Genomic DNA, 13,827 nt, shown 5'->3' with positions numbered 1-13,827 from the left:
GTATCCCGAGGCGACGCAGCAACGCCGTCGTAGCCACGCCAGTCCTTCCGGGTAATGGCTGTGCGTCGGCGAGACAAAGCGCAAGGCGCCAAGGGAACGGAGCATACAAAGAGTATGTGAGTATCCCGAGGCGACGCAGCAACGCCGTCGTAGCCACGCCAGTCCTTCCGGGTAATGGCTGTGCGTCGGCGAGACAAGGCGCAAGGCGCCGAGGGAACGGAGCATACAGAGAGTATGTGAGTATCCCGAGGCGACGCAGCAACGCCGTCGTAGTCACGCACAGCCATTACCCACGATAAAAAGGCTTATCGCCCAGTATTGTCGCCCGATGCATCACCCGCCGCTGAGGCAGATAATCGGCGTTGGCGTAATGCTGCGTCACCCGGTTGTCCCAGATGGCGACATCATGCTCCTGCCAGCGCCAGCGTACCCGGAATTCTGGCTTTGTGATATGGGTAAACAAAAAGCCCAGCAGCGCATCACTCTCTTGCGGCGCCAGATCGACAATCCGGGTGGTAAATCCTTCGTTGACGAACAGCGCCTGACGTTCGCTGACCGGGTGGGTACGCACCACCGGATGCAGCAGCGGCGGATGATTCGCCACTGCCCGCTTCCAGCGCTGATGGCGCTCTTCGCTGTCGCGGTGGCGGTATTCCGGAAAGGATTTAGTGAAGTCGTGTTCCGCCTGTAACCCGCACAATAGCTGTTTTAGCGGCGCTGAAAGCGCTTCATAAGCCGCGATACCGCTGGCCCACAGGGTATCGCCGCCGCTGTCAGGCAACAGCTTCGCCGCCAGAATAGCGCCCAGCGGCGGGTTTTCGATAAAGGTCACGTCGGTGTGCCAGTTATCGTTATCCGGCGGATTATCGTTATGGGTATCCAGTACGATAATCTCATCCGCCTCCCGGGCGTGAGGATAGAGCGGGTGAATATGCAGATCGCCGAAGCGACGCGCCAGGTCGCGCTGCTGAACCGGCGTAAGCGGCTGGTTACGGAAAAACAGCGCCTGATGCTTCAATAACGCGTGGTAAAGCTGCTCAAACTGCGTGTCACTCAGCGGTCTTGCCAGAGACAAATTTTCTACCTGTGCTCCAATGGCAGGCCCCAGCGGTATAATGCTCAGACGTTCGTTCATCGTTGTACTCCATGTCCGGGAAGTAGCTGCCGTACATCCCGAAATAAAAGAAATCTGCCCGCCATCGTTCACTCCGTTGTGAATTCTCTGTTAGCAACAGTTGTATCCGGATGCGAAACCAATAAAAAGAAATAAAAAATTATTTTTTATTTTTAAAAGGAATATAAAAAAATACTGCTGGTTAACAGCCACATATTTCTCATGGCCTTGTTGGCTCGCATCTGCGCGTGAAGTACCATTACGCCCATGGTTTCCGCGGCCAGCCTGACATCATTTCGCCGCAGACGGACTGTTCTCTTATTAAGGAATGTATCAATGACGGAAAACTCCTCAGTCATCGTTTCCGCCCCTCAGGATATTGCCGACGCGCTCCCTACCAACGAGCAGCTAACCCAGGAACAGCAGCAGGAAGTGCAACAGCTCATTGAGCAGATAGATATTAACGATCCGGTGCTTTCCCTGTCTTACGGCGCTAAAACCATGAATGGCATTTCACGCTTTTCCGACGCCCTGATGGAACAAGTGCGCGCCAAAGATGCCGGCGCTATCGGTGAACAACTGACCGACATGCTGGGTAAGATCAAGTCCGTCGATCTGACCGCCTTCGACAAAAAGCCCGGCATGCTGGCCTCGTTCCCCTTGATCGGTAAGCTGTTTAACCGCGTCGAACGCTCGCTCATGGAGTATCAAACGCTGGCGCAGCAGGTAGAAGGTATTACCCGTAAGCTGGATGAAGCGATGGTCGATCTACTGCGCAATATCTCTACGCTTGAGCAGTTGTTTACCCGCAACCGCGACTTCTTTCAGCAGATCAATCTGCATATTATCGCCGGTAAGCGCAAGCTGGAGCAGCTCCGGCAACACGACCTGCCTCAGGCCCAGGCGCAGCTTTCCGATAACCCCATGAATGCCCAGATAGTCCGGGATATGATCGATGGAATGCAGCGTTTTGAGCGCCGTCTGCACGACCTGATGCTGTCACGCACCATTGCGATACAGACCGCTCCGCAGATTCGTCTGATGCAGGGGAACAGCCAGGCGCTGGCGGAAAAAATCCAGAGCAGTATTCTGTCCACCATTCCCATCTGGAAAAGCCAGATTGTGCTGGCGCTGTCGCTGCATTCCCAGCGCCAGGCCACAAAACTGCAGAAGGAGGTTTCAGATACCACCAACGAAATGCTGCGCCGCAATGCAGAACTGTTACAGACCGGCACCCTGGAAACCGCCCGCGAAGTGGAGCGGTCGGTGGTGGATATTGAAACCCTGCGCGATGTGCAGTCCCGCCTGCTGAACACTATCGAAGAGTCGGTCAATATCGCCAGCGACGCCCGCAAGCGTCGTAGCGAAGTGGAAAAAGAGCTGTCATCCATGGAAAACGACCTGCGCCTTCGCCTTGCGAATATCGCTAACGGCGGTGCGGAAAAAGTAGAGCAGGCATAGCATGGGTACTCTTGAGCAAAGTCTTGCTGAAAGGCTGACCGATAAACGCTGGAAACGCGCTACGCTGGTATTTTTGCTGTTCGTTCTGGCAAGTGGGTTCATGAATCACTTCCAGCCACTGGCCACAGAGCTCCATCCCCCACTCCCGGAGGATGACGGCGCTCTTGATGGCGCTATCCTGGCATTCTGCTGGGCAGGGTTCACGCTACTGTTCCGAACCTTGCTTTTCGATCATAAAGCTCTGGCAATGGGGATAGCTGCCGGACTGCTCTGGATCCCCACTGGCGATATTCTGGCGCTCCCGTTCTGGGCTGGCAGTATGGCACTGCTGGTGTATCTGCTGAACAGTCTGGGAAAATGGCGCGGCATCCATTACTGGTACATGGCGCTGTGGTGCTTCGTTATCGCTAGTTATATGGAAGCCTATACGCTGCTCAATAGCCCCTTCTATACCGGTGCGATTATTGCTCTGTTCGTCACTTACTGTAAGCACTGGTACCCCCGGTTTATCCAGGCGAAGCAAAACGTGCAAGAAGAGGATGAATATGACAAAGAGGAAACGTTTGACGAAGACGAGAAGCCTGATGATTGTGAGAATGAGCCAGAACTGGCGCCGTTTGAAACGGAAATAGCCCGTCTGGAGAGTCTGGAAAATCTGGAAGGCGCCGTTCACAGCGAACTCAAAGGCATTATTAAGTATGCGCGGCTTATCCAGCACTGCATGCTGACCGATCCGCGGGATATGCAGCCCGGCCAGGATTTTCTGAACCGCTATCTGCCGCCAGTCGAGGAGATCATCACCAAAAGTCAAAGTCTGTCCACCCAGCTTGCCGGGCACGGTAATGAGCATCAGGTCACGGCCCGCAGTGTGGAAATTTTGAAGGCGTTGCGCTCCGCTTTCCGCCAGAAGCATGCCCAGTTGCTGGAAAACGACGAAACGGAACTGAACACCGAAGTCAGTACCCTGGAAAAGTTGCTGAAAACGGACGGCTTCCTGTAACGCCTTATGGTGCCACCGCAGGATTCAGGCACATCCCCGCATATTCCATGCAGGGAGCGAAATCCATCAATATCTCGCTCCCTGCCCTTCACCGAGCCTGAGCATCATCAGGTTGAGATATTTCGCCATTTCAGGATGCTCTCCCGGAGCAATGATGCGCCCCGGACATCAGCAGTTTTCCACTTTGTGGTATGGAATTACAAATATTACGTAGAATAACCAGACAGTTATTATCACGCCTGTAATGAAGAATGTAGTACAGAATATAAATATCATCGCCGCAAGGAACGAAATAGAAAAATTGCCTGCGACAACCTTCATATCCTTACCACCAGGAAGGTTATATTCATTATTTGGCCAATCACCTGCTGGCGTACTTCCCAGAATAGTTTTCAGCCTCAAGGCCGCCGCCAATATCAATACGCCATCAGGCATCAGTAAAAGACCTTGCGGCAACGATATTTCCCACCATCTTCTAAGAGGCGTTCGTCATCACAAAGAAAAACATCGCTGGCACATCACGGTACGCTTCTGGTAATAAAAAACTGCGCAACCATTCGTCGTTAAAACCGAGGTTAGCCAGTACACGTTACCTGATCCACGCTTCCGGCCGGCAACCTATCAATCCACAGCCTGATCTCCGCGCTCAGTCAGCAATATTATCCACCCTGTCGCAACGCCATTAATGAATTTCGCCAGCCCACGCCTGTTGTCGCTCATCGCTAATACCATCGCCCTGCTTAAGATTAACTAAGCGGCGCTAACCTTAACCTGGATCGAATAACAGCCCTGCGGACAACACATTCCAGCACCTATATTTTTATTCTGATTTATCATAATGTCTTCATCACTGAATGGTTTTAATAACCCACCATGATGTGTGGGCACCCATCAAAAAAACGAATCAGGCAGCAAAAAAAAGCATCAACAAGATACTGATTTAACGGTATAATAACAGATTAATTAACTAAAATTACTCTGTACCATGGCAGAAATTACCCCTGCAGAACTCTCCGGCAATCGTGACGAGACGCAGCTTTTCCGCCCTATGCGCGGCGCGCGTAATCCGCATTTACAGACCATGTTGCCGCGCCTGATACGCCGACGGCTGCGTTTTACCCCCTGGTGGCAACGAATCGATACGCCAGATGGCGACTTTCTCGATCTCGCCTGGAGCGAGCCCCCTTCAACAGCGCAGCATAAGCCGCGCCTGGTGGTGTTTCACGGTCTGGAAGGAAGCCTGCACAGCCCTTATGCACACGGGCTGATTCATGCGGCAAAACAGCGCGGCTGGCTGGGTGTGGTGATGCATTTTCGCGGCTGTAGCGGCGAGCCGAACCGCATGAACCGCATCTACCATTCCGGAGAAACCTCCGATGCCAGTTACTTTCTGAACTGGCTGTGCCAGCGTTACGGTGAACGCCCGACCGCTGCCGTAGGGTTTTCACTGGGCGGCAATATGCTGGCCTGCCTGATGGCCCGGCAGGAAAAGGCCTGTTCACTGATGGCTGGTGTCGTGGTTTCAGCGCCTCTGATGCTGGAGCCTTGCTGCTATCATATGGAAAAAGGGTTTTCCCGTTTCTATCAGCGTTATCTGCTGAACCTGTTGAAAGCCAACGCCGGACGCAAACTCAAAGCCTGGCCCGGCACGCTGCCCATAGACAGAGCCCGCCTTAAGCGCATTCGCCGCATCCGGGAGTTCGACGATCTCATTACTTCGAAAATTCACGGTTTCAGCGATGCTCTGGACTATTACCGACGCTGTAGCGCGCTGCCCATGCTGCCGAAAATCGCCCGACCAACGCTTATCATCCACGCGAAAGACGATCCCTTTATGGATAGCCAGGTGATTCCCGATCCCGACCACCTGCCGCCTAATATCGAGTATCAACTGACCGAACACGGCGGCCATGTAGGCTTCGTCGGTGGTACACTAAGGCGCCCGGAAATGTGGCTGGAACAGCGCATTCCCGACTGGCTAAGTCAATTCCTGGACCGATAGATGATTATTCCCTGGCAGCAAATACCGACAGAGACGCTGGATAACCTGATAGAAGCCTTTGTCCTGCGCGAAGGCACCGATTACGGCGAACATGAACGTTCGCTCGAACAAAAAGTGGCGGACGTAAAGCGTCAGCTACAAACCGGCGAAGCCGTTGTGGTATGGTCGGAACTTCATGAAACGGTCAATATCATGCCGCGCTCACAGTTCCGTGGCTGATATCTCATTCGCCAGCCGCTATCGCTATACTGCAAGCAGCCTTTAACGATTCGCCGTGTTTCAGTGGCTACCCACCTCTGTACTCAAGGAGTTGCTCAGCTATGTCCACCAGGCATCCGATTATCGCCGTCACCGGTTCCAGCGGTGCGGGAACGACCACTACCAGTATCGCATTTCGTAAGATCTTCGCTCAACTCGGGCTCAGAGCCGCCGAGCTTGAAGGCGATAGTTTCCACCGCTACACCCGCCCGGAAATGGATATGGAGATTCGCAAGGCCCGGGATTTAGGACGCCATATCAGCTACTTCGGCCCGGAAGCCAACGACTTCGGCCTGCTGGAAAACACCTTTGTCGAATATGGACACAGTGGCACCGGCAAGTCCCGAAAATATCTGCATACCTACGATGAAGCGGTACCCTGGGATCAGGTACCAGGTACCTTTACTCCCTGGCAACCACTACCGGAACCCACCGATGTCCTGTTCTACGAAGGGCTGCATGGCGGAGTGGTCACGCCCCAGCACGACGTCGCACAGCATGTGGATCTGCTGGTTGGCGTCGTGCCTATCGTCAACCTGGAATGGATTCAGAAACTGGTGCGCGATACCAGCGAGCGTGGCCATTCGCGCGAAGCCGTCATGGACTCGGTGGTACGCTCGATGGAAGATTACATCAACTACATCACCCCGCAGTTCTCGCGCACCCATATCAACTTCCAGCGCGTGCCGACGGTCGATACCTCTAACCCCTTTGCCGCCAGGGAGATTCCCTCTTTAGATGAAAGCTTTGTCGTGATTCACTTCCGGGATCTGGCTGTCGATTACCCCTGGCTGCTGGCGATGCTTCAGGGCTCGTTTATTTCACACATTAATACCCTGGTGGTGCCGGGCGGCAAAATGGGGCTGGCGATGGAGCTCATTATGACACCGCTGGTGCAGCGTATTATGGAAGGCAAAAAGATAGCCTGATCAAGCAGGGAGGAGCATCCCCCCTCCCCTGGCGGCGTCAGGCCTCAACCACTTCGTATGAATGGGTAATGTTCACCGCCTTACCCAACATCAGCGCGACGGAGCAGTATTTCTCCGCAGACAGATCCACCGCGCGCGCCACCACGTTGTCTTTCAGATCCTGTCCGGTAACGATAAAGTGCAGGTTAATATGAGTGAACAGGCGCGGCGCCTCTTCACGACGCTCCGAGGTCAGTTTCACCTCGCAATCGGCCACGTCATGACGCCCCTTTTGCAGAATAGAAACCACATCGATAGCGCTACAGCTTCCCACCGCCATCAGTACCATTTCCATCGGGCTGGGGGCCTTATCGCCGGAATTTCCGTCCATCAGCACCTGGTGCCCGGAGGCGGATTCGCCCAGAAAAGTCAGGCCCTCTACCCATTTAACTCGTGACTGCATGTTGTTGCTCCCATCAAGCCATTTTTCCTCACAGAGTAAGCCGCCGCAAAGAAAGTCGCAACAGAAGGCGATCCGGGTCAAGCTGAAACGAGACAATAGGAGACACCCGGAAAAAGCTATGCTAAAACACTGAGGATACCCTCCCGCCGCGATAGCCCGCGTCCGGGATGAAAATTCACGTGAAATTTATATAGATTACAGGCTTTTCTCATGCCAGACCCCCAGAGCGGGGACAAACGATCAATACGCCCGGAGGCCCTTACCCTTTCGGGCGTCAGCTTATAACCAGAGGATAACCGCGCATGGTGCTTGGCAAACCGCAAACAGACCCGACTCTCGAATGGTTTTTGTCTCATTGCCACATTCATAAGTATCCATCGAAGAGCACACTTATTCATCAGGGTGAAAAAGCCGAAACCCTCTACTATATCGTTAAGGGCTCTGTTGCAGTGCTTATTAAAGACGAGGAAGGTAAAGAGATGATCCTCTCCTACCTGAACCAGGGGGATTTCATCGGTGAACTGGGGCTGTTCGAAGAAGGCCAGGAGCGTAGCGCCTGGGTACGGGCAAAAACCGCCTGCGAAGTCGCTGAAATCTCCTACAAAAAATTCCGCCAGTTGATTCAGGTTAACCCGGACATTCTGATGCGCCTTTCCGCACAGATGGCCCGTCGCCTGCAGGTCACATCCGAAAAAGTCGGTAACCTCGCCTTCCTGGATGTGACTGGCCGGATAGCACAGACCCTGCTGAACCTGGCGAAACAGCCGGACGCAATGACCCACCCGGACGGAATGCAGATCAAAATCACCCGCCAGGAAATCGGGCAGATTGTGGGCTGCTCCCGCGAAACCGTCGGTCGTATTCTGAAAATGCTGGAAGATCAGAATCTGATCTCCGCGCACGGGAAAACCATCGTCGTCTTTGGTACCCGCTAATCCGGTCTGTATGTAACGGCGTGTTGTGGCAACATGCCGTCAGGTTGATAACAAAGCGGGAAAAAACGTAGTTTTTCCCGCTTTGTGGTCATTTCAGGAGGCTATGACGCTGTCAACTGTCTCCATGTTATCTCTACCACTGACGCGTTCATCCTGTTCCAATGCGCCGACTGATCTATCACCCCGAAGTTAACTACGCGCTGCGCCAGACCCTGGTGCTCTCGCTGCCGGTGATTATCGGGCTGATCTTCGGTAGCCTGCAACAGGGGCTGCTCTTCTCACTGGTGCCCGCCTGCTGCAATATCGCGGGTCTCGATACCCCCCACAAACGCTTTTTTAAACGCCTGATCGTCGGCGGATCGCTGTTCGCCTTCAGCAGCCTGATGGTGCAGCTACTGCTGATGGAAAAAGTGCCGCTGCCCGCCATCTTCCTGGGAATGGCGCTGCTGTTGGGCGTTACAGCAGAGATCAGCGCTCTGCACGGCCGCCTGCTACCTGCATCGCTTATCGCCGCGATCTTTACCCTGGGGCTGGCTGGCAATATGCCCGTCTGGCAGCCGATGCTGCTGTATGCGCTCGGCACCCTGTGGTACGGCGCCTTTAACTGGTTCTGGTTCTGGATGTGGCGCGAACAGCCGCTACGCGAAACCCTGAGCCTGCTGTATCGCGAACTGGCGGACTACTGCGAAGCCAAATACAGCCTGCTGACCCAGCATACTGACCCGGAAACGGTATTACCGCCATTGCTTACCCGCCAGCAGAAAGTGGTGGATCTTATCAGCCTCTGTTACCAACAGTTGCATATGCTGTCCGCCACCAGCCGTCAGAACGACTATAAGCGCCTGCTACGCGTCTTCCAGGTGGCGCTGGATCTACAGGAGCATATTTCGGTCAGCCTGCATCAACCCGAAGAGGTGCAGAAACTGGTGGAACAGAGCCATGCAGAGCAGGTGATTCGCTGGGCGGCACGCACCGTGGCCGCCCGCCTGCGCGTGGTCAGCGACGATATACTTTATCACCGCTTCCCAGAACGCTTTAGCATGGAAAAACCTCTTGCCGCGCTGGAAAAAATCGCCCGCCAGCATCCGGAAAACCCGGTAGGACAGTTTTGCCACTATCACTTCAGCCGCATCGCCCGGCTACTGCGCACCCAACGCCCGCTTTACGTCCGGGATCTGATGGCCGACCAGCAACAACATCTGCCGCTGCTACGGGCGCTGCGTAGCTATTTGTCCCTGAAGTCTTCGGCGCTGCGCAGCGCAGCGCGCATTGGCACTATGCTGGCGGTCGCCGGACTGCTTGGATCAGCGCTCAATCTGCCCAAACCATGGTGGATACTGATGACTATCATGTTCGTGACCCAGAACGGATATCGCGCCACCCGGGTACGCATTCTACACCGGGCCGGGGGAACCATAGCCGGCCTGCTAATAGCGGCGGGTGCCCTGCACTTTAACGTGCCCCAGGGCTATATTCTGGCAGGGATGCTGCTGATTACGCTGATTGGCTACCTGATTATCCGCAAGCATTACGCGCTGGCAACCGTCGGCTTTACCGTTACGGCAGTGTACAGCCTGCAGTTGCTGTCGCTAAGCGGCGAACAGTTTATTATGACCCGGCTGGTAGATACGCTGCTTGGGTGTCTGATCGCCTTTGGCGGCATGGTCTGGCTGTGGCCTCAGTGGCAGAGCGGCCTGCTGCGTCAGAACGCCTGGGATGCGCTGGAGTGCGATCAGCAGGCCATCCGCCGGATTCTGAGCATCGATCCACAGCCCGGCCCGCTGGCCTGGGAGCGCATGCGGGTTAATCAGGCTCACAATGCGCTCTATAACTCGCTGAATCAGGCAATGCAGGAGCCGTCATTTAATAACCGCTACCTGGCCGATATGAAACTCTGGGTCACTCATAGCCAGTTTATCGTCGAGCATATCAACGCCATGACGATCCTGGCGCGCGAGCACAATATGCTGACTCCGGCGCTGGCCCAGCGCTACCTGCAAACCTGCGAGATAGCCATTCAACGCTGCCAGCAACGCCTGACCTGGGACAACCCTGACGACAGCGGCGCCATCCACGTACTGGACTCTCCAGAGGCGCTCACCATTGGCCCCATGAGTACCATGGAGCGCCATCTGGATCGCATCCTCAGCCATCTGAATGCCATGCACACCATCTCTTCAGTGGCCTGGCACCAGCGCCCTCATCACGGCGCCTGGCTGCGCCGTCGTTTACTGAGCAGCAAATAATCAGCGCTGCGCGATTTGCTGTGCTGCCCGGGCGAAGCGTGCCATACCTTCGTCGATATCCGCGTCGTCCACCACCAGCGACGGCGCCAGGCGCACCACATCCGGCCCGGCATTCAGCACCATAACGCCCTGCTCCGCCGCCGCATTCAGCAGATCCCGGGCCCGGCCTTTAAAGGATTCACTCAGTTCGGCACCTATCAATAACCCCATGCCGCGAACGTCGCTGAACAGGTTGTACTGCTCATTAATCTGACGCAGATGTTCGACAAAGCGCTGACGCTTGCTCTGTACACCGCTCAATACTTCCGGGGTATTGATAATATCGAAAGCGGCCTCCGCCACCGCGCAGGCCAGCGGATTACCACCGTAAGTCGACCCGTGAGAGCCAACATGGAAAGCGGAGGCGATCTCCTCAGTGGTCAACATCGCACTCACCGGGAACCCCCCGCCCAGCGCTTTGGCGCTGGTGAGAATATCCGGCGTCACGCCGTAGTGCATATAGCTAAACAGCTTACCCACACGCCCCATGCCGCACTGAACTTCATCAAAGACCAGCAGCGCCTGGTTGTGGTCACACAAATCGCGCAGCCCCTGCAGGAATTCCGGCGTGGCGGCGGTAACGCCCCCTTCCCCCTGAACCGGCTCAACCACCACTGCGCAGGTATGGTCGTCCATCACAGCCTTAACGGCGTGCAAATCGTTAAAGGGCACATGGATGATATCGGCGGGCTTAGGGCCGAAACCGTCGGAATATTTGGGTTGCCCGCCTACCGAGACGGTAAACAGCGAGCGTCCGTGGAATGCGTTATGGAAAGCGATGATTTTAGTTTTGTACGGGCTGTGGCGCGTGGAAGCATAGTAACGCGCCAGCTTAAAAGCGGTTTCATTAGCTTCAGTGCCGGAGTTCATGAAAATGACCCGCTCAGCAAAGGTTGCGTCAATCAGCTTACGGCCCAGACGCAGCGCTGGCTCATTGGTAAACACATTGCTGGTGTGCCACAGGGTTTCTCCCTGCTGCTTCAGGGCGGCTACCAGAGCCGGGTGACAGTGCCCCAGGGCGGTTACGGCGATACCTCCGGCAAAGTCAACGTACTCCTTGCCCTGCTGATCCCAGACCCGACTGCCCTTACCTTTCACCGGAATAAACTGCGCCGGTGCATAAACGGGCAGGATGACATCATCAAAAGTGGCGCGGGTAATCGCTGATTTCTCATTTGCCATAGGTTTACCATCCCTTTTTTACGCATATCTTTATTTGAAAATATAATCATTAAATATGCATAAAAAATCACAAACAGGCAAACATAAAATCAGCGCTTCAGGAAGTTTTCCAGCAGTTGATGCCCCTGCTCGCTCAGAATGCTTTCAGGGTGAAACTGCACGCCTTCCAGCGCCAGCGTCCGGTGGCGCAGTCCCATAATCTCCTGCTCATCGCTCCAGGCCGTCGCCTCCAGGCACTCCGGCAACGTGACGGGATCCACCAGCAGCGAATGATAACGGGTCACCGTCAGGGGATTATTCAGTCCCTGAAAGACCCCGACACCGGCATGCCGAACTTCAGATGTCTTACCATGCATCACCTTTGGTGCGCGCACCACGCTAGCACCAAAGGCCTGGGCGATAGCCTGATGTCCCAGGCATACGCCCAGAATCGGCAACCGACCAGCAAAATGACGAATCGCCTCCAGGGAAATCCCCGCTTCGTTAGGCGTGCGGGGGCCAGGGGAGATAACCAGATGTTGGGGGGCCAGCGCCGTAATCTCCTCAAGCGAGATTTCATCGTTACGCTTCACCCTGACATCCGCCCCCAGCTCGCAAAAATACTGGTATAGGTTCCAGGTAAAAGAGTCGTAGTTGTCGATCAGTAATAGCATAGCGGCTCCGGCAAACGTGAACCGCGCTATTCTACGCGTTTTCCCCTGCTTCGCTCACTACCATATCGAATAGCGCCTCCAGCAGTGCCGGATCGCCCATTGCCTCACTCTGGCAGGCATCACGCCACGCCAGGGGCGTAACCGGCTCCCAGTCCAGGCAGTAACCGGCGTGGATGGCCATCTGTTCAAAGAAGATACGCTGGGTACGGCCGCTGCCGAGTCGGAACGGGTGCAACACATTAATCTCGCCGTAATACCAGGCCAGCCTGGCGACAAACTCCTGGCGACCCAGCCCCGCCAGGTAGCGTTCGTTTTCCAGCTTCTGCATCAGGGCATTACCCTCTTTCTCGATCCAGGCAAAGTGGCAAAAAGGGGTATCACCCAGAGAGATATCGACCTGTCGCAGTTCACCCGCCTGTTCGAACAGTCCGGTAAAAAGATGACGGTGAATGGCGCACAGCCAGGGCAACCCTCGTAGTACCGGCCCCAGCGCCAGAGTCGCCAGGCGTTGCGTCGTCAGCATCAGCGCCGGGCCGTTCAGTGCATTACCGGCAGGCCCCAGTTCGCGTCCTGTGTCGGGATTCTCCAGCCGACAGCTGTCCTGAAAACAGCGCAGGCGTCGCTGTTCCCACAGGTGAATTTTCTGTTTGTCGGTGAATTTTTTAGTCATGACGCCCCCCGAACGCAGCCCGTTTGCCACAAGTATAAGCAGCAATTTCGGACTGCGTCGGGAGGAGGGCAGCACGCGGAACGCCGGGCACCGCGCGGAAAAACTTAAGGCAGGCGCCTGGCAGACAGAATAACAATCGGTTTTGTCGGCACATTCTGGTAGGGGCCGACATTGTGCGTCTGGGTCTGGGAAATCTTATCGGCGATATCCATTCCTTTCACAACTTTACCAAACACCGCATAACCAAAGTCACGCTGGCCGTGGTCAAGGAAAGCATTATCCGCCACGTTGATAAAGAACTGGCTGGTAGCACTGTCTTTATCCGCCGTGCGCGCCATTGCAATAGTGCCGCGGGTATTGCGCAGGCCGTTATCCGCTTCATTCTTAATCGGCGGCTTCGGCTGCTTCTGCTGCAACTCCTTATTAAAACCGCCGCCCTGAATCATAAAGCCAGGGATCACTCGGTGGAAAATCGTGCCGTTATAAAAACCGCTGTCCACATAGTCGAGGAAGTTTTTCACCGAAACCGGCGCTTTCTGGCTATCCAGCTCAAGCTCGATATCGCCTGCAGAAGTATTCAACAGAACGTGCGGATCGCCTTTAGCCGCCAGAGCGACAGGAGAAAGCGTTGAAAGGGCAAACACGGTAACGACCGCTGCCAGGGTCGATTTCAGCATGAACGGTTCCTTTGAATAGCATGAGGGGAATTTGTTGATTCTAAAGAGCATCACTGCGTCACGCCAGCCATTTACCTTTTTTTACGATGACTGCCCATCCGTCAACTAAAACGAATTTTCATCTCCATTAATGCTACTGAAATCACAATGTATATAGATAATTTCATCGAATAGTCATTAAAAAGTTTAAATCCATCACATTAATGTCTAGACTTCGGG

Annotated in this window: 14 protein-coding genes; 7 read left to right on the top strand and 7 right to left on the bottom strand. The window is 54.8% G+C overall.

What is annotated here, in order from left to right:
* Positions 1 to 286: 286 nt before the first annotated feature.
* Positions 287 to 1,135: a taurine dioxygenase gene (tauD, locus tag V3W49_RS16355; RefSeq protein WP_500146903.1), complete on the bottom strand. Its 849-nt coding sequence runs from the start codon at positions 1,133 to 1,135 to the stop codon at positions 287 to 289.
* Positions 1,136 to 1,450: 315 nt separating this feature from the next.
* Between tauD and V3W49_RS16350 the strand changes: the two genes are divergently transcribed.
* Together V3W49_RS16350 and V3W49_RS16345 are read left to right on the top strand one after the other, a co-directional pair.
* Complete coding sequence (locus V3W49_RS16350; RefSeq protein ID WP_500146902.1) at positions 1,451 to 2,575, top strand: toxic anion resistance protein; 1,125 nt, start codon at positions 1,451 to 1,453, stop codon at positions 2,573 to 2,575.
* 1 nt (position 2,576) lies between these two features.
* Positions 2,577 to 3,575 (top strand): 5-bromo-4-chloroindolyl phosphate hydrolysis family protein, encoded by a 999-nt coding sequence (locus V3W49_RS16345; RefSeq protein ID WP_500146901.1) that lies wholly within the window; start codon positions 2,577 to 2,579, stop codon positions 3,573 to 3,575.
* Between the two features lie 130 nt (positions 3,576 to 3,705).
* On the opposite strand, the gene V3W49_RS16340 is transcribed toward V3W49_RS16345, so the two are convergent.
* Positions 3,706 to 3,828, bottom strand: a complete 123-nt coding sequence (locus V3W49_RS16340) for a hypothetical protein (protein ID WP_500146906.1) — start codon at positions 3,826 to 3,828, stop codon at positions 3,706 to 3,708.
* A 732-nt stretch (positions 3,829 to 4,560) separates the two neighbouring features.
* Between V3W49_RS16340 and V3W49_RS16335 the strand changes: the two genes are divergently transcribed.
* The 3 genes from V3W49_RS16335 (at position 4,561) to V3W49_RS16325 (ending at position 6,764) form a co-directional block, all read left to right on the top strand.
* The gene (locus tag V3W49_RS16335; protein WP_500146900.1) at positions 4,561 to 5,577 is read left to right on the top strand and encodes a hydrolase; all 1,017 of its coding nucleotides are present in this window, start codon (positions 4,561 to 4,563) and stop codon (positions 5,575 to 5,577) included.
* A complete protein-coding gene (locus V3W49_RS16330) occupies positions 5,578 to 5,796 on the top strand; it encodes a YheU family protein (RefSeq protein WP_500146898.1) in 219 nt (72 codons plus the stop codon).
* A gap of 101 nt (positions 5,797 to 5,897) precedes the next feature.
* Entirely contained in the window at positions 5,898 to 6,764 is an 867-nt protein-coding gene (locus tag V3W49_RS16325) for a phosphoribulokinase (RefSeq protein WP_500146896.1), read from the top strand.
* 37 nt (positions 6,765 to 6,801) lie between these two features.
* Here V3W49_RS16325 and V3W49_RS16320 read toward each other — a convergent pair whose 3' ends face one another.
* Complete coding sequence (locus tag V3W49_RS16320) at positions 6,802 to 7,206, bottom strand: OsmC family protein (protein WP_500146895.1); 405 nt, start codon at positions 7,204 to 7,206, stop codon at positions 6,802 to 6,804.
* A 302-nt stretch (positions 7,207 to 7,508) separates the two neighbouring features.
* Here V3W49_RS16320 and crp point away from each other — a divergent pair, with 302 nt between their 5' ends.
* Both crp and V3W49_RS16310 read left to right on the top strand, forming a co-directional pair.
* Complete coding sequence (gene crp, locus V3W49_RS16315; RefSeq protein WP_154774071.1) at positions 7,509 to 8,141, top strand: cAMP-activated global transcriptional regulator CRP; 633 nt, start codon at positions 7,509 to 7,511, stop codon at positions 8,139 to 8,141.
* A 161-nt stretch (positions 8,142 to 8,302) separates the two neighbouring features.
* Entirely contained in the window at positions 8,303 to 10,387 is a 2,085-nt protein-coding gene (locus V3W49_RS16310; RefSeq protein WP_500146893.1) for a YccS/YhfK family putative transporter, read from the top strand.
* Here the strand turns inward: V3W49_RS16310 and argD are convergent, their stop codons facing one another.
* The 4 genes from argD to ppiA form a co-directional block, all read right to left on the bottom strand.
* Positions 10,388 to 11,608 carry a bifunctional acetylornithine/succinyldiaminopimelate transaminase gene (argD, locus tag V3W49_RS16305; protein ID WP_500146892.1) on the bottom strand — a complete coding sequence of 407 codons (1,221 nt, stop codon included), beginning with the start codon at positions 11,606 to 11,608 and terminating at the stop codon, positions 10,388 to 10,390.
* A gap of 89 nt (positions 11,609 to 11,697) precedes the next feature.
* On the bottom strand, positions 11,698 to 12,261 hold the full coding sequence (gene pabA, locus V3W49_RS16300) for an aminodeoxychorismate synthase component 2 (protein ID WP_500146890.1): 564 nt from the start codon (positions 12,259 to 12,261) through the stop codon (positions 11,698 to 11,700).
* Positions 12,262 to 12,292: 31 nt separating this feature from the next.
* A complete protein-coding gene (locus V3W49_RS16295; RefSeq protein ID WP_500146889.1) occupies positions 12,293 to 12,931 on the bottom strand; it encodes a putative adenosine monophosphate-protein transferase Fic in 639 nt (212 codons plus the stop codon).
* Positions 12,932 to 13,035: 104 nt separating this feature from the next.
* Positions 13,036 to 13,608: a peptidylprolyl isomerase A gene (gene ppiA, locus V3W49_RS16290; RefSeq protein WP_500146888.1), complete on the bottom strand. Its 573-nt coding sequence runs from the start codon at positions 13,606 to 13,608 to the stop codon at positions 13,036 to 13,038.
* Between the last annotated feature and the right edge of the window lie 219 nt (positions 13,609 to 13,827).

Source organism: Rosenbergiella sp. YN46, from assembly GCF_036620675.1.
Taxonomy (GTDB): domain Bacteria; phylum Pseudomonadota; class Gammaproteobacteria; order Enterobacterales; family Enterobacteriaceae; genus Jejubacter.
This window is presented reverse-complemented; position numbering and strand designations above follow the sequence as displayed.

What these genes read in the sequence shown, in the direction of transcription:
- tauD (WP_500146903.1), bottom strand. Translation starts at nt 1,135, where the DNA reads ATGAACGAACGTCTGAGCATTATACCGCTGGGGCCTGCCATTGGAGCA.
- V3W49_RS16350 (WP_500146902.1), top strand. Translation starts at nt 1,451, where the DNA reads ATGACGGAAAACTCCTCAGTCATCGTTTCCGCCCCTCAGGATATTGCC.
- V3W49_RS16345 (WP_500146901.1), top strand. Translation starts at nt 2,577, where the DNA reads ATGGGTACTCTTGAGCAAAGTCTTGCTGAAAGGCTGACCGATAAACGC.
- V3W49_RS16335 (WP_500146900.1), top strand. Translation starts at nt 4,561, where the DNA reads ATGGCAGAAATTACCCCTGCAGAACTCTCCGGCAATCGTGACGAGACG.
- V3W49_RS16330 (WP_500146898.1), top strand. Translation starts at nt 5,578, where the DNA reads ATGATTATTCCCTGGCAGCAAATACCGACAGAGACGCTGGATAACCTG.
- V3W49_RS16325 (WP_500146896.1), top strand. Translation starts at nt 5,898, where the DNA reads ATGTCCACCAGGCATCCGATTATCGCCGTCACCGGTTCCAGCGGTGCG.
- V3W49_RS16320 (WP_500146895.1), bottom strand. Translation starts at nt 7,206, where the DNA reads ATGCAGTCACGAGTTAAATGGGTAGAGGGCCTGACTTTTCTGGGCGAA.
- crp (WP_154774071.1), top strand. Translation starts at nt 7,509, where the DNA reads ATGGTGCTTGGCAAACCGCAAACAGACCCGACTCTCGAATGGTTTTTG.
- V3W49_RS16310 (WP_500146893.1), top strand. Translation starts at nt 8,303, where the DNA reads ATGCGCCGACTGATCTATCACCCCGAAGTTAACTACGCGCTGCGCCAG.
- argD (WP_500146892.1), bottom strand. Translation starts at nt 11,608, where the DNA reads ATGGCAAATGAGAAATCAGCGATTACCCGCGCCACTTTTGATGATGTC.
- pabA (WP_500146890.1), bottom strand. Translation starts at nt 12,261, where the DNA reads ATGCTATTACTGATCGACAACTACGACTCTTTTACCTGGAACCTATAC.
- V3W49_RS16295 (WP_500146889.1), bottom strand. Translation starts at nt 12,931, where the DNA reads ATGACTAAAAAATTCACCGACAAACAGAAAATTCACCTGTGGGAACAG.
- ppiA (WP_500146888.1), bottom strand. Translation starts at nt 13,608, where the DNA reads ATGCTGAAATCGACCCTGGCAGCGGTCGTTACCGTGTTTGCCCTTTCA.